Below are 23,426 nucleotides of genomic sequence, written 5' to 3'. Positions count from 1 at the left end.
ATTCAAGTTGTAATCTTAAAATTTTCCTAAAAAATATGGGCAACACTGGTTTTTTACGCTTAAATGTACTTCAAGTAAGTGATTAACCTTTATTCATACCACTAATACTTTTTGTAGATATCCTTAATAAAATAGCCCAACATGATGATAATGAAAAAAGAAAATGGTAACGAGGTAATAATTAACAACCGCTGAACAGCTTCTAAAACATTGATGTTTGCTTTAGAATTACCTAAAAGAATTAAAGCTATTGTTGCCAACAAAATAAAAACGGACCAAATAACACGGTGTGTTTTACTTGGGTTTTTAGAGCCTTTATCTGTAAACATACTCAATACAAATACAGCTGAATCGACAGACGTTATTAAAAAGCTAATTAACAGAAAAATTGATGTAATATTTAAAACCGTTGCATAAGGATAGTGTTCAAAGAACACAAATATGGAAGCAAATACATTACTAAATTGGTCATTGTAAACTCCCCATTCTTCTATTAAACTGAATGCAGAAGTTCCAAAAACAGAAAACCAAAAAAAGGTACCTAAAGAGGGAATAATTAAAACACCTAATAATAATTGTCTTATGGTACGACCTTTAGATATGCGTGCAATAAATATTCCTGTAAACGGTGCCCAAGCTAACCAAAAGGCCCAATAATAAAAGGTCCAATCGGTTAAAAACTCTAAACCAGGATTATAAGATCCCATGGCTAAACTCATGGGAGCAAAGTCTATGAGATAATACCAAGTCGCTTTAGCAAACGAAACCAATATAGCAGCCATATCACTTGTTGTAAAAACAAACATCAAAATAGCTAAGGTGACAATGATATTTAGCTTAGAAAATATTTTAATCCCTTTATTTACTCCTTGCCATGCAGAATAACATGCAACGATAGAAATAAAGACACAAAGGCTTATAGTTGTTGTAAGTCCAAAATTATAATCTGAAATATGGTTGAGACCTCCATTAATTTGAGTTGTTCCAAGCCCAATTGCTGCAATAAGTCCAAAAACAGTTGTTATAATTGTAATAACATCTACTCCATTTTTTAAAAATTTGCTTTTTATATGATCGTTAATAGTAGCACTAATTCTGACTTTCTTTTTTTTAACGTGCAGCGCATAGCCAACAACCATTGCAAAAAGGCCATAAAATGCCCAAGCTGTTAATCCCCATTGATAAAAGGTAAACTCTAATGCTAAAATATTTGGTGATAATTCAGATGCATAAGGTGGATTTTGTTGCATAAAAACGGGCTCTTGCACTGCTCTTAATAAAATACCAGATCCCATGCCTGCGCTATACAACATGGCTATCCAAGACCAAAGTGAATATTCTGGTTTAGAGGATGGTTTACCAAGTTTTATATTTCCGTATTTAGAAAAAGCAATGAATAATAATGCCAAAACACAACCAAAACCCAAGAAGAGGTAGAAATAACCAAAATAATTTCTAACCCATAAGGAAGTACTTTCAATGGCACTATAACTGGCTTCAGTTGCAAAAAACACGATTAGACTACACGTAAATAAGATACTTACAGAAATAGATAAAATGGCATGTTTTTGAAGGTGCTTTAACATTAAAAGAATTTTGATTGAGACAAAAATAGGGATTAGAATATAAATCCTAAGACTACCAACTCTGAGAGTATAATTTGTATCTAAAACGGATAATCATGTACTTTAAGAGGTTTCTGATGTGAAATCATATCTTTATAATTCTTTTTCGTCTAAATTTGCTTTAAATTGTCGTAAATACACACCACAATGCAAGTTATTGAAGCTTTTAAACCTTTTGAAATACAAGAAATAGAATTAACCGCTTGGAAACAACGGCCTGTTAAAAATAACTTTTTCGAATTGGTCTTAATAAAAGATGGTGAAGGCACACAATGTATTAACTATAATGAAGTCCATTATAACAAAGGCAGTATCTTTTTACTGCCTCCATTAAAATGTCATTCATTCAACATAGAAAAATCTACCAAATTTGTATTTCTAAAGTTTACGGATTCATTTTTTAAAAATGTAAACAGAATTACTATTGATAGAAACGAATGGTTTAAAGAAGCTTCTTACATCTTATCTAACTACAACCAGTTACCAGGTGACATTATAAAAAATGACATCGACAGAACTCATTTAGCAAGTTTAATAGAGATGATTTTACAAGAATCTAGAAGTTATAGCGAATCATCCATAAATCTCGTTACAAGTCTTATGACGAGTGTTTTAGAAATACTTATTAGAAATATAAAAAAGAGTAATTATTTTGAGATTCCGAATAATAATGATGAAAGAATTACCAAAATGCTCACTTATATTAATGAAAACATAGATAAAACAGAATTACTAAAAGTTGAAAATTTAGCAGAAGTCTTTATGCTGTCTTCAACTTATGTTAGTGAATACTTTAAAAAACAAGTCCACATGTCTTTGCGTGAGTACATTATTAAAGCAAAATTGAAATTAGTGGAAATTCGTTTATTAAATTCCGATTTTACTTTAACTCAAATTGCTGATGAACTCGGTTTTACTGATGTAAGTCACTTATCTAAAACTTTTAAACGGTATGCAGGACAATCTATACGCGAATTTAAAAACAACGGAGAATATATGATGCTAAAAAGAGGTACTTGTGCTCCTCGTATGAATGTTTAAAGATAGAAATGACGTGTTATTTTTTCGCCTTTTTGATGGTAATATTAAGTGTTAATCCTAATATGATAAGTAATATTCCTATTAAGCTCCACAGTGTATAAACTTCTTTAAACCAAATTAAGCCAATAATTATTGTGAAAATAACTTCCAAGTATTTAAAAGGAGCAATTTCATTAGTTTCACCTACCTGCATCGCTTTAGTCATATATAATTGTGCAAAATACCCAAAAACTCCTAAGCTCATAAGTACCAACCACTCTTTTCCAACAGGATTTACCCAACCATTTATAGCTAAAAGTCCACCTATTACTGTTGATATAATCATAAAATAGTTAACTACAACTACAGGGTGATCTTCATTACCGATTTTTCTAATTGTTATATATACTAAGCCGGCAAATAAGGAAGATATAAGTGCAAATAACATACCCTCATCAAATTGTAGTTTTGCATCAAACCCTTTTAATATTAAAACACCTAAAAATGCAATACCAAAAAATAGCCATTGTATGGGTTTCACTTTCTCTTTAAGAAATAGTAAAGCAAAAAACGCTGCAAAAATTGGAGCAATATATCTAATAGAAACTGCAGTTCCCATGGCTATATATTTTAAAGACAAAAAGAATAAGGTCATTGAAATAAGCCCAAATACACTACGAAGAATCAGTAATCCTTTTTTATTACCTAATAGAGATATTCTATTTTTTAGTAAAAAAGGCAGAGTAAAAAACAAAGAACCTAACGATCTAAAAAATACAATTTGATAGACGTTAAAACTGTTCAATGATTTCACAAACACGTTAAGAAGTGTAAATGCTAAAGCACTTACCACCATGTATTGTATTGCTTTTTTCAGCATCTTAAATTTTTAATAGCGCAATGTAGAGTAATTTCTTAGTTAAATTAACTCTTCAAAACATTTAATAAACTATTATAAGATAGCCGTTTTATCTCATCAAGAGATTGACTATCATCAATACTGATAAATTCAATAGGAAATGAAGTACTCGTATGATGTGATTTATGTTTAATTTCTGAAGAAACAACGATAATACCATCGATTGAGCCATCGCTGAGGCTCTTTATGTAATTTAACTCTTTACTACTAGAATTAAAAGATTGATAAAACAGTATTCTATATCCAAAACTTTCCGCAGATTTTTGCAAATGACTAAGAGAATGGCTAAAACATATTTCAGTAATTTCGGGTATGATAACAGCTATTGAACCCGTTTTTTGCATTCTAAGTGAAACAGCATAATTATTTGGAACATAATTATGCTGTTTTGCTATAGTTTTAATTGTATCGCGTGTCGCTTTACTAATTTCATGCTTATTATTTAAAGCTTTAGATACCGTAGATATTGAATATCCTGATAAAAATGAAAGTTGTTTTATAGTTACAGCTGACGATTTCAATAGTTATGATTTTAGATCACTAATAATTTGCAATGCATTTCTAGTATCTGATTCAATTTTTGCCAAATCATAATTACCATCTGCCCCTTTTGCAATAAGTTTAGAACCCATTCCAACACAAGTTACTCCGGCTTTAAACCAACCTTCAAGATTTTCTTTAGTTGGAGAAACTCCACCTGTTGGCATAATGCTAGTCCAAGGCTGAGGGCCACGGATAGCCTTAACAAAATCAGGACCATAAATACCACCTGGAAATAATTTTACAACTTCACATCCAAGTTCTTCAGCTCTACAAATTTCGGTTAAAGAACCACAACCTGGAGACCAAGCAACTTTACGTCTATTACAAACTATTGCGATATCTTCTCTTAAAACAGGAGTTACAATAAAATTAGCTCCTAAGGCCATAAAACGAGACGCTGATGCTGCATCTGTAACAGAACCAACACCCATAATCATTCCTGGTAATTCCTTAAGGACCCATTTATTAAGCTCTCCAAAAACTTCGTGAGCAAAATCTCCTCTTGCTGTAAATTCTAATAATCGTGCACCACCATCATAGGTAGCTTTGATTACTTTTTTACCAATTTCTAAATCTGAATTATAAAACAATGGCACCATTCCGGTTTGTTTCATAACATTTGCGACTTCTATTCTTGTATAATTTGCCATAACTTATCTTGCTACACGTCCTGAGGCATCACCTCCCATTAATTTTTCTACTTCTGAAACTGTTACTAAGTTGGCATCTCCTTTAATAGTATGTTTTAAGCAAGAAGCTGCAACTGCAAAATCCAATGCATTCTGATCATCTTCAGGATATTTTAATAATCCGTAGATTAATCCACCCATAAATGAATCACCACCACCAACACGATCAACGATATCTGTAATTTGATACTGACGCGTTTCGTACATTTTTTTACCATCGTATAAAACACCAGCCCAAGTATTATGAGATGCTGAAATAGAACCTCTCAAAGTTGTAATTACTTTTTTAGCTCTTGGAAATTTCTCCATCATTTGCTTACAAACAGATAAGAAAGCTTCTGCTTTTACGTCGTGTCCATGTTTATGAACATCTAAACCTTCAGGATGAATACCAAAATGCTTTTCTGCATCTTCTTCATTTCCTAAAACAACATCACAATACGATGTTAATTCAGTCATTATTTTTTCTCTATGTGCATCATCGCAGAACGTCCAAAGTTTCGCTCTATAATTTAAATCTGTAGAAATAGTTACTCCCATTTCGCTAGCCACTTTTACAGCTTCTAAACATGCATCTGCTGCACCTTGAGAAATTGCTGGTGTAATACCTGTCCAGTGAAACCAAGCGACATCTTTAAAAACAGCTTTCCAATCTACCATACCTGGTTTAATTTCAGAAATTGCAGAATGTGCTCTATCATAAACGACTTTACTACCTCTACTTACAGCACCTGTTTCTAAGAAATAAATTCCTAAACGGTCACCACCATAGATGATTTTATCAACTCCTACTCCTCTTTTACGCATTTCCATCATAGCACATTCTCCAATATCATTTTTTGGTAAACGTGTTACAAAATCAACAGGTACGCCATAGTTTGCTAATGAAACAGCAACGTTAGACTCTCCACCACCATAAATAGCGTCAAAATTATTAGCTTGTGAAAACCTTAAAAAACCTTGAGGTGCTAATCTTAGCATTATCTCTCCAAAAGTGACTACTTTTTTCATTCTATATATTAGTTTAATTAGTTATAAATTGTTGTTTGCTTAATCGATTAACCATATGCTTTAAAAATAAATCAAAACGGTCTAGCTTTGATTCTTTTAGTTAAAACTATTATATTTGCTTAATCGATTAAGCAAATATATAAAAACTTGGCGAATAAAAAAAGAACTACCCTAAAAGACATTGCAAATGCTTTAAACATCTCACCTGCTGCTGTTTCTAAAGCGATGCATGATGATTCGCGCATCAGTGATAAAACTAAGAAAGCTGTTAAACGAATTGCTAAAGAATTAGATTACCAACCTAATCATTTGGCTAGCGCTTTACGAAAAGGAAAGAGTAACTTAGTAGGCGTCATTGTGCCTAGAACTAATAGTAATTTCTTTTCTTCTGTATTAGAAAACATGGAATCTGTGCTTAACAAAGCTGGATATAACATCATTATCACACAATCTAATGAGTCTTTTGAAAAGGAATGTAAAAATATAGATACTTTATTATTCACTCAAGTTGATGGTATTATTGCCTCTATGGCCAATGAAACCGTTGATTTGTCTCATTACGAAAAAATAAAATCTAAAGGAATCCCTCTGATACTTTTTGATAGAGGTGAAAATGACTTGAATGTGGATTATATAGGTATCAATGATTATGATAGTAGCCATATGATTGTTGAACATTTAGTTGAAAAAGGCTGTAAGCGGATTGCACATATTGGTGGATACAGACGAACTCGTATCTTTAATAATAGAATTAGAGGCTATGTTGATGCATTAGAGAAAAACAACCTACCAATAGACGCTAGTTTAATTATTGAAAGCGCTTTAACACTTGAAGATGGCAGACGTGAAATGGAACGATTATTAAAATTAAAAAACAGACCAGATGCTGTATATATTGCAAGTGATTATGCTGCTTTAGGTGCTTTACAAATTCTTAATGAAAACGAGGTTAAAGTACCAGAAGATATTCGGTTAATTGGTTTTGGAAATGAACCTTTTACTTCGTTAGTCACTCCTTCAATATCGAGTATAAAACAACACAGTAAAGACATTGGTCGTCTTGCTGCCGAAACATTTCTTAAACGTGTTGAACAACCTGAATTAAAACAAAGCTTGAATAAAATAATTTTGAATGCTGAATTAATTATTAGAGATTCATCGAAATAAAAATGCGTTATTGTATGTCTACAATAACGCATAATTAATATAATTTTATCTTAAGTTTTAGATACCTAAAGCTTGTCCACCACCAATTTGGATAGTTTCTGCAGTAATAAATCCTGCATCTTTACTTGCTAAGAATGAAATAACACCAGCAACATCTTCTGGCTGACCTAATCTTCCTAACATAATATTATTTGCCCATGAAGCAAAAACTTCTGGCTTAGTCGCTTTAATTTGAGCGTGAAATGGTGTATCAATAGTACCTGGTGATACTGCGTTTACTCTAATTCCATATTCTGCTAAATCTTTTGCTAATGCTCTAGTCATCGCATGAACACCTGCTTTAGATGTACCATAGATACCAGCTCCAGGACCACCTGCAGTCCATCCTGCGTTAGAGGTATAGTTTATTATAGAAGGGTGTTCTCCTTTCTTCAAATAAGGTATTGCAGCTCTAGATGCAAAAAATACAGAATCAAGATTAAGTGCCATAACAAATCTGTAAAAATCAGTTGTCATTTCTTCAAATCGAGATCTTCCTCCTAATCCACCAGCATTATTTACTAGCACATCAATTCTACCGTATTTATCACCAATCTTTTTGATGTTTGAAGCTACTTCATCTTCTTTAGTAACATCAAAACCATAATATTCTGCTGTAATTCCCTGTGCTGCAAGTTGTTTTACTCTTTCAGCTCCTGCTTCATCTTCAATACCATTTAAAATTACAGTATATCCATCTTTACCTAATCTTTCTGCTACAGCAAATCCTATTCCACCTGTTGCGCCTGTAACTACTGCTACTTTTCCTTTATTACTCATCTTTATTAATTTAATATATATAATTATGTTATACTTTTTTTGTCACTGGTTTAACTTTTGGAATAAATATCCAAACACTTGCTACGGTCAACAACGATAAAGTTGCTCCAATAATAAAAGCAGGTGTATAATTTCCTCCACTTGTTAACCATGGTACTAAATAGGTTAAACCTGCTGCTGTTAATTTAGCTGCCATACCAGAAAAACCTGCTAAAGAACCCACTGTTTTTCCACTAAAAAGATCACTTGGTAATGTTTGAACATTCCCTATTGCAGATTGAAAACCAAATAAGATTATCGCCATTAATATTACAGCTGTTGTTGCTCCCGGATTTTGCATGTCTGTTATAGTCATATCTATCGCTCCAACACTATTCAAAAAACTAATCACAGCTTTTTCAATACCAAGAGGATTTGCCATTGCCAATAATGCTGGCAACATTATTCCACAACCAAGGGTTATTACCATTTTACGCGTTTTATCAACACTCCATCCTTTTTTCAGTTTATTTCGTGCTAAAATACCACCATAATAAGCACCTATCATTGCACCTGCATATGGCACCCAGCCATATAATGCCATTGACTTAACGTCCATCGCAAAAACCTCATTTAGATAAATAGGTATCCAAAAAACAAATAACCACCAAATAGGATCTATTGCTGCTGAGGCTAAAATTACACCCCAACTTTGTTTATGTCCAAGTAATTCTCCGGTATTAGGGTCATATTCTTGATCCTCTACTCCATCTCCATCAAAATCTTCATTTTTTTGCCCTGTTAAAATATATTCACGTTCCTCTTCTGTAATCCAAGGGTGATCTTTTGGTGCTGATTTTACTAAAATCCACCAAGGTATTAACCAAAGCAAACCTGCTAAACCTATAAAAATAAATATCGCTTTCCAATCAAAGTATATTGATAAAGTTGCGATTAATGGAATAGATACAATTCCTCCAATAGCAGCTCCAGAGTTAAAAATTCCCTGTGCGAGCGCACGCTCTTTGGTAGGAAACCATTCTGCATTTCCTTTAGTTGCACCTGGCCAGTTCCCAGCTTCAGATATTCCTAATATTGCACGAAATATTCCGAAACTTAAAATACCATTTGCAAAAGCATGTAATGCTGTTGCAATAGACCAAACTCCAATTGAAAGTACAAATCCCATTCGTGTACCAACCCAATCAAAAATTTTCCCAAATATTGCTTGTCCAAAAGCATAAGAAAAAACAAAAATAATTGAAATTAATGCATAAATTTCCTTTGTTTCATCAGCTGTGTGTCCAGGATACAAATCTTTGGCAATTTCTGGCCAAAGAACACTTAACGAAGTACGATCTATATAATTAATAATGGTTGCAATAGCTATCAACGCTACAACCCACCATCTTAATCCTTTTAATTTTCTACCTGTTTTTTTCATTTAAATTCAATTAAGATGACTTTTTAATATTGTAACAATATTGATACAACACATTAAAATGGTCTTTCATTTTTTGTTTTGCTAATTTTGGGTTTTGACTTTTAATAGCTTTATAAATTGCCATATGTTCGTCTATACCTTGATTCGCTAAATTTTTATCACAAACATGATACTTTTCAAAATTGGTAATAATTTTTGGTGTAATTAATAACATAAAATTATTCATAGTACTATTACCGCTTGCTTTTGCTATTGCTAAATGAAATAACAAATCTTCTTGCACTGCATCTTCACCTTTTAAAACTTTTTTTGAATAGGCATCTAAAGCAGTTTTTATTTTTTCTAAATCCTCATCAGATCTCCTTAAAGCAGCTAATCTTACGGTTTTAAGCTCTAATAAGATTCTTGTTTCAACCAAGGTTTTAAAATCTGGATCTTCTAATCTTAAAATATCTTCAATCATTCCGTTCATAGCCGTAACACCAATATTAGCGACAAAAGTTCCGCTTTGCGGAATTGAATCTAACAATCCATATAATTCTAATTTTTGAATTGCGTCCCTAACATTACTTCTTGTGACTCCAAATTTTTCTGATAACGTTCTTTCTGAAGGCAATTTATCGCCAGGTTCTAAATTTTTATAATTTATAAGATCTCCTATTTTAGAAATGATTGTCTTTTGTGAATCAAGACTTTCTGATTTTGATAAAATTTCTAACTTCATATCTTAAAATTTATAAATTGGTTACCCAGTTTTGACCTGATAAAGTTATATAAATATTAAACAAATACTAATAAAAGCTATTACTATTTATTAGTGCTTAAAGAATTCTACTTATAGGACTAAACAACAGTAGAATTCAATAAGCGACTAACTCAAATATACTTTTAATGACTTACTTCTAATTCATAAAATTTCACTTTAGCAAAGGATCCTTCATCTCTTGATTGAAAGTAATTTCCTGCCTTAAAATAATTCTCAAATATTCCCCATTTTTTAATGTGAATACTTTCATAAGATTTATACTCATTATTATTTAAAATAATTAGCATTTTTCCATCAGAAACTTGAACTTCTAAAGTAAACTTTTTAAAACCTACTTCTTGTTCAAAATTAAATCCTTCATCATTATCCCATGCATCTTCATGAAGCAATTCTGTTTCTGAAGCATTTAAGTTTTTTAAGACTTTAGTTTTTACTCTTATCTTACCTTTATCCCAATAGATCTTTAATATAGGTGGTGCATTATTATCATCTTCGCCTATTAAATCACGCTGTTCATTAGTTAATCTACCATGAATTTGCATAATAATAACACGATGATATTTACCATCTGAATCTCGAGTTACCTCCTCCATTGCAATTTTCCCCTTCATGGTTCCTCCTTGCTTAAAGGTCCAATTGGTATTATTATCTCCAGGTACCATTTGCTCTCTTAACTCTGACCTTGTATATTTTGTGTTTTTAGTCTTAGAGTCTGTTGGCATGGCATGAAAGACAATTGCTCCTTTAGTAGAATCTATATACATGTAAGGTTTGGCAACTTCGATGTTAGCAAAATTTAAGATTTCAGGTGGATCTATTTCATAAGGTTTACCCTTCTCATTTGCTATCGGTAATGTCACTTTCCAGTGACTTAAATCTATTTTTGGGAGCTTTACTTTCTTTTTTCTTCCTTTCTTCTTCTTTTTGCTCTTTTTCTTTTCTATTTTATTATCCGATTCTGTAACGTTACTTCCCACATTTTGAGAAGTAACGTTAACAGATATAAATGCTATCAGTAAAAAAACCAATATTTCTTTTCGGAATTTTTTCATTATTATAGATTAATTATTAATTGCAGTAATAGTAATAACATCAGCTCTAATTTCTTCGTCACCACTATTATAGCCTAATTCGGTACCACCACCTCCAGTTGCAGGTCCACCAATACCTCTAATAAATAATGCTACACTATTATTAGCACCTGAATTAAATGAATAAGTATAAGTGAAATATTCATCATCAGATGGATTAGTTTGTACTTCAACTAAAAGATTATTTGCAGCATCTTCAACTTGAGTTATAGATTCATATCCCCAATCATCTTGTGGCATAGCCGTAGTATCTGTGTAATAAGCTGGAGTATAACCACTTGAATAACCAGAACCTTTTAAAACTCTTAATTCAAGCATGCTTGGAAACGAACCACCAGCAAGACTACTGAAAGATGTAACTATTTGTATTGAGTAATCTGCATTTGGTACAACTTCGAATTCTTGATAGACAGCATCAGGCTCATTATTATCAAATTTAACAACATTATCTGAACCTCCATTACCGGAACTAGATTCACCTTGATCACCTATACTTTTATTAATCCAACCAGAACATGAACAATCAGAACCTGAAGACTTAGGAAGTTTATCAAAATCTGCATTTACTAATATTGGGTCTGGAACGTCTGGTTCTTCTGGTTCAACTACCATAATAGTTTCTGAAAAAACACTAACAGCGCCTAAATCATCAGAGGCAGTGAGTGTTACAACATAAGTTCCTTCTCCTGGATAAGTATTTACAGCATCTGCATCATCTACGTCTATTGATGTGTATGTGTTACCATCACCAAAATCCCAAGTATAAGCTGTTGCACTAGTTGATCCGTTTGCAAATGTATACACTTTCCACGCATCATCTAAGCCAGCTCCTTGTGAGTAAGAAAAATTGGCACTTGGTGGTGTAGCATCTGCAATTGAATTTTCACCTAATGGCTCAAACAGCTCTAAATCCTCACAGCTATTAAACATGGTCATAGTTGCTATCGCAGCGAAAACCAAAAAACTATTTTTTAATTGTTTTTTCATTGTTTATATATTTTATTAGTAACCAGGGTTTTGTGTCAAAACTCCATTACTAAGGTTAATTTCTCTTTGTGGTATAGGTAATAAAAGGTCTGTAGCAGTAAAACTTCCTCCTGTTGCAGTAGAAAATGCTGACAATACACTCTGTGCTTCTCCGAAACGAACTAAGTCAAAAAATCTTTGATTTTCAAAAGCAAGTTCTACACGTCTTTCGTCTAACAATTCTTGTTTAGTAATTGTACCATCATCATCACCTAGTAAACCAGCTCTTAATCTTATTTCTTCAAAAGAATCTAGAGCCGACTGAGCAGAAGTGCTATTTCCACCTGCCATAATTGCTTCAACGTGCATTAATAATACATCTGCATAACGCAATACAATCCAATCATTACCTGCTTTAGTTCTATCTGTTACCGTAGAAGTTATACCCAATGAATCATCCGATTCAGGCAAAAATTTCACAACTTGGAACTGTGTTGGTTGTTCAATATCTACACGATAAGAATATGGTTTTCTATCACCTCCTAGTTCGTCTATTACAGCTCTTACGTCGGCAGTAGTATAATTTACACCACTCGTTCTACCAACAGCATTAAGCCATTCTGCAGAAAAGTTTTGACTATCTTGTGAATCTTCTAAGTAACCAATAGCAAAAATTATTTCATTATTCAACTCATTATAAAATACATCTTTAAAATTTGGTTCTAACATAAACCCACTTCCCATAACTTCTTCACACAAAATTTGTGCTTCTAAATAATTAGTACCTTCTGTAAGATACACTTTAGCCAATAATGCTTGTGCAGCAGCTTTAGATCCTCGAGATTTATATGTATTATCTAATCCATCTATCGCTGTTAGTAAATCACTCTCAATCAAGTCATAAACTTCAGAACTTGCCACCCTTGTATATTGCACATTTGTATCTCCTGGAGAGATTACTGATTGAACCAAAGGAATATCTCCATATAAGCGTACTAAATTAAAATAGGCATAAGCTCGTACAAACTTTGCTTCACCTTCAATTTTCGCTCTATTTTCATCAGAAGCGACATCTAAATTTGCCAATACTGTATTTGCTCTAAAAATTACGTTATAAAAACTTATGTAATAATCCGCAACTATACCATTTGTCGCTGTAATAGTATAAAACTCAAATTGAGCAGCTTCACCTTCATTACTTTTTGTTCTAGTATTATCGCTACGCATTTCTGTTATATAGAATTCATACTGTAAAGCATGATTATCATTCGTACTAGTAGAATTAACACCTTGAATTCCATCGTACATATTAATTAGAGCTGCTTCTAAATCTTCATCATTTTCAAAAAATGTTACACCATTTAATACCGAAGATGGTGCAGGAGTCAAATAATCCTCGCAAGAGGTTATAGTAGAAAGCAAAATGCCTAATACTATTATTACTTTTAAGTTTTTCATTTTATTTTTCATTTTATTTTTTTTAAAATTCTACGTTTAAACCTAATGAAATAGTTTGATTTATAGGTGAACCACCTCTTTGATATCCGTATGTAGTAGATAACTGAGTTCCTGACGTATGATAGATTGATTCTGGATTCCAACCTGTATATCCATCAGCTGTGAAATACAATAGATTTTGACCTGACACATATAACCTAAGTTTGTTAACATGTATTTTTTCAGCAAAACTATTTGGTAACGTATATCCAAGACTCACTGTTCTTAATGCTACATAAGAAGCATCTTGAATAATTGAATTCGTAAATATTTTCTCTTTAATAAATCCTTGATTAGGAGTAGTAGAAATATAATCTTGAGAAGAATTGAATTGATTGAATATATACTGATCTGCCATATTTCTTACTTCTGCACCATGACTACCTTGGAACATAAAAGAGAAATCAAAATCGTAAATTTTAAAATCATTTGACAAACTCCATACTAATTCTGGATAAGGGTTACCTAATATTGTTTTATCATCATCATCAATTAAACCATCTCCATTTAAATCTTTTACATATACATCTTGAGCTTGACCTCCAATTGGATGATAAGGATTAGAAATATATTCTAAAGGAATTTCTGTATCTACAACCCAACCGTAAAAAGAAGATATTGGGTTTCCTTCAAGATTGATCCATTCTGCAGCTCTTTTAGAATCTACATTTTGAATCTGACCATTAGAATCCGCAAAATCAATTAACTCATTTTTATTACGAGATGCAATTAAGGTAGTATTCCAAGAGAAATTCTCTTTAGAGACATTACGAGAACGTAACTCTATTTCAAAACCACTATTTTTTACTTTACCTAGATTTACTAAAGCATCAGTAAAACCAGTAGTTGAAGATATAGGATTATTTAATAATAATTGATCACTTGTTCTATCATAATAATCTAAAGAACCTGTAATAACATTATTTGCAAAACCAAAATCTATACCTGGATTAATCTCTCTTAATCGCTCCCATTGTAAATCTTCATTGGAAATATTTAAAGGATTATAACCATTTACTACTCCTCCATTAACAACAGCTGTTGAAGGATCTATCAAAGAATATGAAGGGTAGAAATCAATTTGATTACTACTAGTATCTAAAACATTACTTCCTGTAAAACCGTAACTAACTCTTAATTTCAGCTTACTAATTATATTGCTTTCTTCTAAAAAGTCTTCATTACTTACTATCCAACCAGCAGAAAAAGCCGGGAAATTACCATATTTATTATTTGCTCCAAATCTAGAAGACCCATCTCGTCTAAAACTAACTGATGCTAAATATTTATCATCATAAACATAATTTGCTCTTGCAAACATTGAAAATAACGTTTCCTCATATTCTTCAGACCCAAAGTCTATAATAGTGGTAGCTGCCGATATAGTTTGCAGCTTATCTGATGTATAACCGTTTCCAGAAACGTAATCATTACTAAATTTCCAGCTCTCAGTAGCTAAACCCGCGATAGCAGATATACTATGCTTATCAAAAGTTTTGTCATATGCAAAATAACCATCTAAAGATCCGTGAACTCTTTTTTCATTAAACAAATCTAATTGTGCCGCAGAAGCTCCATTTCTACTTGCTAACACACCTTGCCATCTTCTTCTTTTAGTATATTGAAGATCCCCACCTGCAGTAACTTTAAAACTTAAAGCTTCACTGATATCATACTTTCCATAAACACTTCCAAAAATTTTGAATTTATTATCAGTACGGTCACGTTCTAATATTTTTGCCGCAGGATTTGTATTAGATGTGTTACTGATACTTGTACCACCACTAGCTAATGGTGACATGGTATCTAAATCGTAATTATCAAACATACGTTGCACAGCATAATCACCAATTTGAGCATTTGCATAAACACCTCCATCTCTTAGTCTATTTACAAATTGAATATTTCGTTCATCTAAATATACAGGTAACCAGGAAGGTTGACGTAAAATATCGTGTGTTGAACCATCAAAACGACGTGTGTCAGATATGGAAGGGGTTAAATTAACTCCAAACGCAAATTTATCATTCAACTGAGTATCCACCTTTAATTTAAGGCTATACTTTTTATAATCATCTGTTAATAATACACCTTCATCATGCAAGTAGCTTAAAGCTGTACTAAATTTTGTTTTTTTACTTCCACCTCTTGCTGAAAATGAGTGACTAGTAATAATCCCACCATCAAAAATTACATCTTGCCAATTAGTATTATCTCCTAATAATTGTTTGTATTTTGTTCTATCTGAATTTGTTCCTGTAGCTGCTAATTCAGCTGCAGCAGTTTTTGCTACAGAAAAAGTATAAGCATCACTATGTCTAGCTTCTTTAACACCAAGAAATGAATTGATGCTAAATTTTGTTTTTCCTTCCTTACCATCTTTAGTAGTAATCATTATAATACCGTTTGAACCACGTGATCCATAAATGGAAGTTGAAGCAGCATCTTTTAATACTTCAAAAGATGCAACATCATTCATATCTAAAGATCCTAAATAATCCGAATCCACCACTAAACCATCTACAACGATTAAAGGTGTAGAATTACCTGTTATTGAACCAGCACCACGAATTGTAATTGTTGGAGCAGAACCAGCCTCACCTTCTGTTGCCTGAATATTTACACCAGAAACTTGACCTACAAGCGCATCATCAACACGAGCAACAGCTATTTGGTCTAAATCTTCATTAACAACCTTCGAAATCGCACCAGTTAAATGGCTTTTCTTTTGTGTTCCATAACCAACTACTACAACCTCACTTAAAGTATTTGAATCTTCAACTAAAGAAATATTTAAAGTTGTTTGACTATCAACTACCACTGTTTGTGTGACATAACCAATATAAGAGAATTGAATTACTTCTCCTTTATTTACAGTCAACTGATAGTTTCCATCGAAATCAGTAGAAGTACCTCTGGTAGTTTCTAAAATTATAATATTGGCACCTGGTATGGGCATATTATCAGCCGCAGAGGTTACAGTACCTTTTATGGTATAACCATCTTGAGCAAATATCATTACACTAAAGAATAGTGCAACAACTGTAATGAGTTTAACTTTTAAATTCATAATTCATTGTTTAGAGTTAGATTAGTTTTTAAATTATAATTTCTTATTTACACCACTATAGGTTTATTTTAACACGATAAATTAGGGCAAACTTTGTGCTATTTATTTTGGTAAACCAAACTGGTTGACCAATTTGGTTTACCAAATATATATAAAATTTTGTTAATTATAACGTTTTCGTAAATTTTATATGTTAATAAAGCAAATGTTTGGGTTAAAATAGCAAACATCTATATTGTAAGTAAGAATTGCATTACGACTTCATAAAGTCTTCAAATATTATAAGAGTAATATTTTCCCATATTACTTTTTGTCTCCAAAATAAGATACTCCTCCTCCACTTAAGAAATCTTCTCTCACAGGACTAAATGTATCTATTAGCTCACCTTCCTCTAGACAAACTGCGCTATGCAATAAATTAGGCTCAATATATACACCATCTCCAGCTTCTACAATTTGCTTTACACCATCTATTTCAAATTCAAACTTCCCTGAAACACAGTAAGTCGCCTGTGTATGAAAATGTTGGTGTGGAGAACCTAATGCTCCTTTATCAAATTTTACTCTTACCATCATGATTTGGTTATCGTAACCTAAAAACTTTCTGGATACTCCTCCACCAAGTTCTTCCCATTCCATATCTTTTGTAATGACGTACTTTTCGCTAAATCTTTTCATAAGTTTTTATTTATATTTTTTATGTTAAAATGCTGTTCTCCATAAATCAATCCTATGAATGATAAAATTTTGAACTAGCTCGTTTTTATGATTTTAATAGTTTTATTTTATTTGAAATAATAAGAACCCGACCATTCGTAATTCTTATCGTTAATTTTTACACTATGTTTTGCTTCTTTTGAAGCATCCGCATTTACTGTTATAAACAATTTTGCATTACCATTTATATGGGTGATTTGTACTGCAGTATAAGCTTCAGTATCTAAAACCACTTTCAACTCTTTAATACTGCTATTTGAATTTACTGCAGATTCTGAAACAGGACTATAACTACCATGTGATTCTATAGCCGAAACAAAGAGCGTATTTTTAGTGTTTTTTCGTCTTAACATTAAAGCAGCTTCTCGTCTTAAATTAAATTCTGGATCATTTGCTCCAATTCTAGTAAACAGCAACTCATCATTAGTATTGGTAGCCGATGTTAAGGTGTAAAACTTCCCTTTATTTAACCATGACAATTTACTATTATCACTAGATGCTTTTGCCGTTCCTTCAACAAACAGGTGTTGATATCCATTTTTGGTTCCTAAAGGATTTAATGATTTTGGTGTTTGGTAATCAAAATTTGTTTGCACAACCTGTCCTAAGAAATAATATGGAAAATCATATTGATTAGCTTTGTTTGAAGTCACCTTCATAAGATCTAACATATATGGCTTTTCAAAATTTTCATCTTTTATTATTACCATAGTACGCAATAGCTCTGTACCTGGGTAGGCATTACTTTCTTTTGCACTTGCTACTTGTACGCTTGCATTTTCTGAAGAAAAATAATTTAGTACCGAATGATGCTGACTTCCTATATCATACTTCGCATTAAAATGAGACGTTTCATTTTGAGTAACTGTATTATGTGCAATTGTTTGTTTTGCCCACGTTTTGTTTTCCTTTAAGTAATTTCCACCACCTTTTTGTTCAATATTTACAAATCGTGCTAAACCGTAATCTTGAAGAATTTCCTCACCTTTTTCGTATGATGAATAAGATAACTTATCATAGTGACCATGACTAGAGCCTTGTGCAGCATACTTAAATACGAGTTCTATATCTTCATTTCGCAAGATAGCAACACCACCTTGTGCTCCATCTGGGCCATCTGATAAATTAATTGATTTTTTATTAAAAGGTTTTTCATTTCCATTCTTTATTCCAAGTGCAACCGCCAAACCAGAATCGTCTAATAAAACTTTATTTTGTTCTTTAGCAATACTCAATAAACCTGGATCTTGTGTCCCGAAATAATAAGAAATATCTACTGCAGTAACTAAAGCGTCATTATAATAAGACATTCCTTTTTGGCCATCGTTAAGCGGAAAGAATTCACCATCTGCATCCGATAAATTTAACAAGGCATTTATTGATTTTAAAAGTACTCCTTCTTTATATTCAAATATTTTTAATTCTGGTTTTACATTATGCAATCCTTCTGCAAAAATTAAAAATGGGTACATAGCGTAACGTTGGTAATATGGTCCTTCGTTATAATAACCATCTGGAGAAAAAGGCTCTTCTATATTTGCCAGAAAACCAGCTTTTCCATCTTTATTTAAAAAACCACCATCATCATCTTTTTCTTTAGTATCTAATTTTAAATCTTTAATACCATACAAAGCACGATCGATTAATTTTTGATCATCCATTACTAAGCCAATCATGCCAACTGCTGCATTTCCCCAAGTACTATGATTATGTACTCGTTGGTAAAATTGCGGACTATCTATTGAAATATGATCTGCAAATGGTTTAAATAAATTTGTTTCTAGCGTGTTGCGTTCATCTTCAGATAAATAATTATACACACAATCATAAGCCTGACTTGCATATACCAACCAATTAGAATCGTTTAAACATTGCCAAAATAATTTACCTCTTGCATAAGATCTTGTTTTAGGATGCAGTGGTAATGTTTTATACATCGCCTCATATTGCATGAACATGTCTTTTACATATTTCGCATATTTTTCATCATCTAAAATCTGGTATAAAACTCCTGCTTTTTGCAATACTATCATATTGCGTTTATGACGTACATGTGTATAACCACCAGAATAATCTACTGGTATTGGTGTATCTATCCCTAAAGCAATTTCTGCATCAATTTCCTCTTGAACAGCTTTTAATGTGTTATCAAAAACTGGAATACTTCCTAATTGTGCTCTAATATCTTTAACACCTTGTGCTGTTAAAATTAAGCTAGGATGTTCTTGTAATGATGTTGGTTCACTTTGAGTATTTGTAACAGCTGCGTTTTCTTTTTTACAAGAAAACGCAGTGAATACAATTGCGACTAAAGCAAATTTGATTATGAAATTTTTAATTATGGTCATGTTTAGTTTTTAACAATAATTCCTATGTCTTTTTTGTCTGTTGCTTTCCCTCTTAAATTAGAGTTTTCAGGCAATAGAAAAGTCCCTTCTTTAAAAGTAGACTCAATATTATAAAGATTTTGAACATTATATTTTTCATCTCCAGTTACTTCAATTTTACCAGATTTGTAATAGTTATTATTCACCACATTAACAATAGGTTCACCAACAACCAAATGCATATTTAAACCTTTAGTGTTATTGAAATTATTATTTTGAATATCGTTAACCTGAACTCCATATAAAGACATAGCTACTCCATATTTGTTCTTTTTACCGAAACCTACATTATTAAATACGTTGTGATCTACTTCTAAAAAAGGACCAAATGTACTTTCATCTCTTCCACCTCTATACAATCTTAAAGCTGCTCCTTGCAAATCAGTAACTATATTGTTTTTCATAATCATATATTCCACATTATATGCACCAATATCATCTGTTTCTTTATCTAATGCCGCAATATGACCTGAAATATTTTTAAATGTTGAATTCTGAATACTTATAGTATCTGCAAATGTTCCTTTAGAAACTCTTAGCACATCAAACGAATGATTGACCACCATATCTTTAAACTCACAGTTATCAATAAACAATTTATAATTATCTAGCATTGAATTTTTACTTGTACTTATTACAGAATTACCTGCATAATCTGGTGATTTTGTACCATCAAAAATGATATTCTCTAAGGCTAAACTTCCTCCATTTTGAATTTCGAAAGCCATCATACGTTCAAATAAAACAGTTGCTTTTTTTGTTCCTGAAGTTTTAAAAGTTAGTGGATGTTTAATTTGAACCGCTTTAGTTAATAAATAAATTCCGCCTTCCTCTAATTCTATAATATCTCCGGCTTTAGACCCTTTAACTATTTCAAATAGTGTATTAATTCCTGCTTTAACTTTAATTGTTTTACCAGAATTTAGAGCAACACTATTATCTGCCTTAGAATACCAAGTGGTGCCAGTATTTTCTTTAGTTGCTATCTTTGGACTAATAGTCACTTTTGTTTTTATTTTATTTGATGTAGGAATTAAAAACCCTTGTTCGTTTTTAACTAATTTAATGTCTGCATTTTTAAAACCTTTATTTATAGATGTTTCTCCATTTTGTCCGAGTAAGTTATCTTTAAAGGTAATGCCACTTATATCTGCATCAATAGTAAAAATGTCTTTCTTGTTTTTGTTATAAATAATATTTCTAGAAAACTCAGAGGTTCTTGGTGCTTGACTTCTTTCTGAATCATTTCCGGCTCCAAAAAGAATATGATCGCAATCAATAAACGTATTATTATTTGCCTTTGAATTTATAACAGGAACATATCGATTTGGTGGTGAGTTTGGCACGCCATTCATCATAACAAATGCTCCTCTAAAACGGTAACCAGTTAATCCTATGTGATAATTATTAATTACGGTTTGACTTTCATTAATAATTCTCACACCACCAGTACTTGGCTTTCCGTTTCCAATAAATACATTTCCATCTACTAATGTTTCATTTCCATGACGCATTGTTAATGTGCCTGTACATTCAAAAAAAGTATTGTACTTAAATGTATTTTGACATGATTTGTTAGAAATAATTTCGTGCTCTCCGTTAGTTCTATCAAAATAATTTGATTCTACTAATGTATTCGAATTTTCTAATGCTGTATGGCTGGTACCAATTCTAAGCGTTTCTCCTCCGTTGTTTCCATAAGTAGGACGAGGACCAAAATAATTATGGTCAATTTTGTGATTATTCTGTACACTTTCTTTAGTATCTAAACCAACTATCATGGTAACTCCTAAATTCTTTTTACCAACGATGTGATTATGATCTATTCGATTATTTTTTCCGTAGATAGTAATCCAATAATCTTGAACTTGACGTTCTGGATTGTTATAATTATCAATAACACATTCTGTTAATCTTGTGTTACTCGCCATTTCCTCTCTATTTTTTCTGAAAGAAATAACAGCATTTGTTGGTGTGTATCCGTTTTTAAAAACAAGACCTTCAACAATTAAATGCTCACCAGCCAATTGTAAATTTGAAGCACCTTCTAAAGTTACTTTTCCTTTAGTCTCAACTGTTAGTTTTATTGGATCTTTTGCTGTCCCATTACCTTCAAAAACGAGTTCAGCATTTTGCCAAACACCATTGGCTAATGTAATAACATCACCTGGTTTTGCGTTGTTTACAGCATCGTTAAACTCAGATACATTCTTTACTAATAAAACACTAGGCTCAGCACCTTTAAAAGAAAGTGTAAGAAGCAATAAAATAAACATTGATACAAGACTTAGAGATCGTTTATTTATCATAATAAATTGGTTTACCAGATTGGTTTACCAATATACGCGATTTTTGGAAGTAACCAAAAAATATATAGATATTTATCTCAAAGCTGTGCTATATTAACTACAAAACTAAAAAAACATGGTTAAAAATATTCCATTAGTGCCAGTATGCCATTATAAGAAATGATACAAGCAAAAAGAAGTGATGCATATAAACCAACGTTTACAAAAGTACTTGTTTTGTAACCTTTCATAATCTTTTTACTATTCACAATCATTATAATACCTAAAATAACAACAGGTAATACAAACACATTAAACACTTGAGAAAGAATTTGAATCTCAATAGGATTAGCTCCAAAAGCAGGTCCTATTAATGCTACCAAACAAGCTACAAATGTTATAATTCTAAATTGCTTTGAATTGGTATCTAACTCTCCCGATTGATAATCTGCGATTAATAAAGGTGCAATTAATAAACATGGAAAAATAGACGACAACCCAGCACTTAATGCTCCAAAAAAGAATATAGTAACAGCCCATTTACCTGCAACTGGCTCTAATGTATTTGCCATATCTAAAACCTGCGTAACTTCTTTACCTTGATAATACAAAGCACCAGCTGCTACAGCCATAATAACTCCACTAATAACAAATATTAAAATCGCAGCTGTTATTGAATCTCTTTTTTGTTGCCCTAAATTTTTAATGGTCCATCCTTTGCCTTTTACAAATAATGGTCTTGATAAAAATGTTGCAGAAGCCATAGTAGTACCAACAAAGGCAGCGACTAACATTTTACCTCCTGGCACATCTGGAATGGTAGGTATCAATCCCTTTACAACATCTACAGAAAGTGGTTGTACAAAACATAACGACAGTACAAAAGACAATCCCATTAAGGTTACAAAAATGACAAGTATTTTTTCGAAAAAAGTGTACTTCCCTACCAACATTAATAAGTAAAATGTAACGATAATAACAATAGCAGTTACTAATACAGTTTCATATTTAAAGTCTGCTAATCCTTGAAAATTTAACACTAAAATTTCATAAATAATATTTGAAGAAATTCCTAAGATACCCATCAAAGAGTTCCATTGCCCAAACGTTATGCCTACTATAATTAGTATCGCTAAAATTTTACCGTATTTAAAATGCTTTTTAAAACCAAAGAGTGCCGTTTCACCTGTAATTAAAGCATAATTTCCGTAAGCAAACATTAAAATTCCCGAAAAGAGGCAGCTTATTAAAAGTACCCATAATAATTGCATATTAAATTTACTACCTGCAACAATCATAGATGTTACACTACCTGTACCAATTGTATAACCAATAGCAAAAATACCTGGACCAAACCCTAATATTAATGCTATTATCTTATTGAGAAATGATTTCTTTGGTGTGGTTACATCCATAATATGAGTTAGT

At 32.0% G+C, this 23,426-nt stretch carries 18 protein-coding genes; 2 read left to right on the top strand and 16 right to left on the bottom strand.

What is annotated here, in order from left to right:
- Positions 1-101: 101 nt before the first annotated feature.
- A complete protein-coding gene (locus ACJJVO_RS15630) occupies positions 102-1,586 on the bottom strand; it encodes a BCCT family transporter (protein ID WP_405575794.1) in 1,485 nt (494 codons plus the stop codon).
- Positions 1,587-1,772: 186 nt separating this feature from the next.
- Between ACJJVO_RS15630 and ACJJVO_RS15625 the strand changes: the two genes are divergently transcribed.
- Complete coding sequence (locus ACJJVO_RS15625) at positions 1,773-2,666, top strand: AraC family transcriptional regulator (protein ID WP_405575792.1); 894 nt, start codon at positions 1,773-1,775, stop codon at positions 2,664-2,666.
- A gap of 16 nt (positions 2,667-2,682) precedes the next feature.
- Here the strand turns inward: ACJJVO_RS15625 and ACJJVO_RS15620 are convergent, their stop codons facing one another.
- The 4 genes from ACJJVO_RS15620 to ACJJVO_RS15605 are packed head-to-tail and all read right to left on the bottom strand — an operon-like array spanning position 2,683 to position 5,807.
- Positions 2,683-3,525, bottom strand: a complete 843-nt coding sequence (locus ACJJVO_RS15620; protein WP_405575790.1) for a DMT family transporter — start codon at positions 3,523-3,525, stop codon at positions 2,683-2,685.
- 44 nt (positions 3,526-3,569) lie between these two features.
- Positions 3,570-4,085, bottom strand: coding sequence for a LacI family DNA-binding transcriptional regulator (locus tag ACJJVO_RS15615; RefSeq protein WP_405575789.1), 516 nt, complete (start codon positions 4,083-4,085; stop codon positions 3,570-3,572).
- 3 nt (positions 4,086-4,088) lie between these two features.
- Positions 4,089-4,757 (bottom strand): bifunctional 4-hydroxy-2-oxoglutarate aldolase/2-dehydro-3-deoxy-phosphogluconate aldolase, encoded by a 669-nt coding sequence (locus ACJJVO_RS15610; protein WP_405575787.1) that lies wholly within the window; start codon positions 4,755-4,757, stop codon positions 4,089-4,091.
- Positions 4,758-4,760: 3 nt separating this feature from the next.
- Entirely contained in the window at positions 4,761-5,807 is a 1,047-nt protein-coding gene (locus ACJJVO_RS15605) for a PfkB family carbohydrate kinase (protein WP_405575786.1), read from the bottom strand.
- Between the two features lie 147 nt (positions 5,808-5,954).
- Between ACJJVO_RS15605 and ACJJVO_RS15600 the strand changes: the two genes are divergently transcribed.
- Positions 5,955-6,974, top strand: coding sequence for a LacI family DNA-binding transcriptional regulator (locus ACJJVO_RS15600; RefSeq protein ID WP_405575784.1), 1,020 nt, complete (start codon positions 5,955-5,957; stop codon positions 6,972-6,974).
- 57 nt (positions 6,975-7,031) lie between these two features.
- Here ACJJVO_RS15600 and ACJJVO_RS15595 read toward each other — a convergent pair whose 3' ends face one another.
- From ACJJVO_RS15595 to ACJJVO_RS15545, 11 genes are all read right to left on the bottom strand, one after another.
- Positions 7,032-7,793: an SDR family NAD(P)-dependent oxidoreductase gene (locus ACJJVO_RS15595; RefSeq protein WP_405575783.1), complete on the bottom strand. Its 762-nt coding sequence runs from the start codon at positions 7,791-7,793 to the stop codon at positions 7,032-7,034.
- 28 nt (positions 7,794-7,821) lie between these two features.
- On the bottom strand, positions 7,822-9,216 hold the full coding sequence (locus ACJJVO_RS15590) for an MFS transporter (RefSeq protein ID WP_405575781.1): 1,395 nt from the start codon (positions 9,214-9,216) through the stop codon (positions 7,822-7,824).
- A gap of 10 nt (positions 9,217-9,226) precedes the next feature.
- Positions 9,227-9,940, bottom strand: a complete 714-nt coding sequence (locus ACJJVO_RS15585) for a FadR/GntR family transcriptional regulator (RefSeq protein ID WP_405575779.1) — start codon at positions 9,938-9,940, stop codon at positions 9,227-9,229.
- A gap of 164 nt (positions 9,941-10,104) precedes the next feature.
- Positions 10,105-11,034 (bottom strand): polysaccharide lyase family 7 protein, encoded by a 930-nt coding sequence (locus ACJJVO_RS15580; RefSeq protein ID WP_405575778.1) that lies wholly within the window; start codon positions 11,032-11,034, stop codon positions 10,105-10,107.
- 9 nt (positions 11,035-11,043) lie between these two features.
- Positions 11,044-12,060: a PKD domain-containing protein gene (locus ACJJVO_RS15575; protein WP_405575776.1), complete on the bottom strand. Its 1,017-nt coding sequence runs from the start codon at positions 12,058-12,060 to the stop codon at positions 11,044-11,046.
- 15 nt (positions 12,061-12,075) lie between these two features.
- Positions 12,076-13,497 (bottom strand): RagB/SusD family nutrient uptake outer membrane protein, encoded by a 1,422-nt coding sequence (locus tag ACJJVO_RS15570; RefSeq protein WP_405575774.1) that lies wholly within the window; start codon positions 13,495-13,497, stop codon positions 12,076-12,078.
- 22 nt (positions 13,498-13,519) lie between these two features.
- Entirely contained in the window at positions 13,520-16,606 is a 3,087-nt protein-coding gene (locus ACJJVO_RS15565; RefSeq protein ID WP_405575772.1) for a SusC/RagA family TonB-linked outer membrane protein, read from the bottom strand.
- A gap of 303 nt (positions 16,607-16,909) precedes the next feature.
- Positions 16,910-17,284, bottom strand: a complete 375-nt coding sequence (locus ACJJVO_RS15560; RefSeq protein ID WP_405575770.1) for a cupin domain-containing protein — start codon at positions 17,282-17,284, stop codon at positions 16,910-16,912.
- Between the two features lie 107 nt (positions 17,285-17,391).
- Positions 17,392-19,671 carry an alginate lyase family protein gene (locus ACJJVO_RS15555; RefSeq protein ID WP_405575769.1) on the bottom strand — a complete coding sequence of 760 codons (2,280 nt, stop codon included), beginning with the start codon at positions 19,669-19,671 and terminating at the stop codon, positions 17,392-17,394.
- Positions 19,672-19,673: 2 nt separating this feature from the next.
- Positions 19,674-22,019, bottom strand: coding sequence for a polysaccharide lyase 6 family protein (locus tag ACJJVO_RS15550; protein ID WP_405575768.1), 2,346 nt, complete (start codon positions 22,017-22,019; stop codon positions 19,674-19,676).
- Between the two features lie 119 nt (positions 22,020-22,138).
- Positions 22,139-23,413, bottom strand: coding sequence for an Nramp family divalent metal transporter (locus ACJJVO_RS15545; protein WP_405575766.1), 1,275 nt, complete (start codon positions 23,411-23,413; stop codon positions 22,139-22,141).
- Positions 23,414-23,426: the final 13 nt, after the last annotated feature.

Source organism: Winogradskyella sp. Asnod2-B02-A (genome assembly GCF_045063645.1).
Lineage (GTDB): Bacteria > Bacteroidota > Bacteroidia > Flavobacteriales > Flavobacteriaceae > Winogradskyella.
This window is presented reverse-complemented; position numbering and strand designations above follow the sequence as displayed.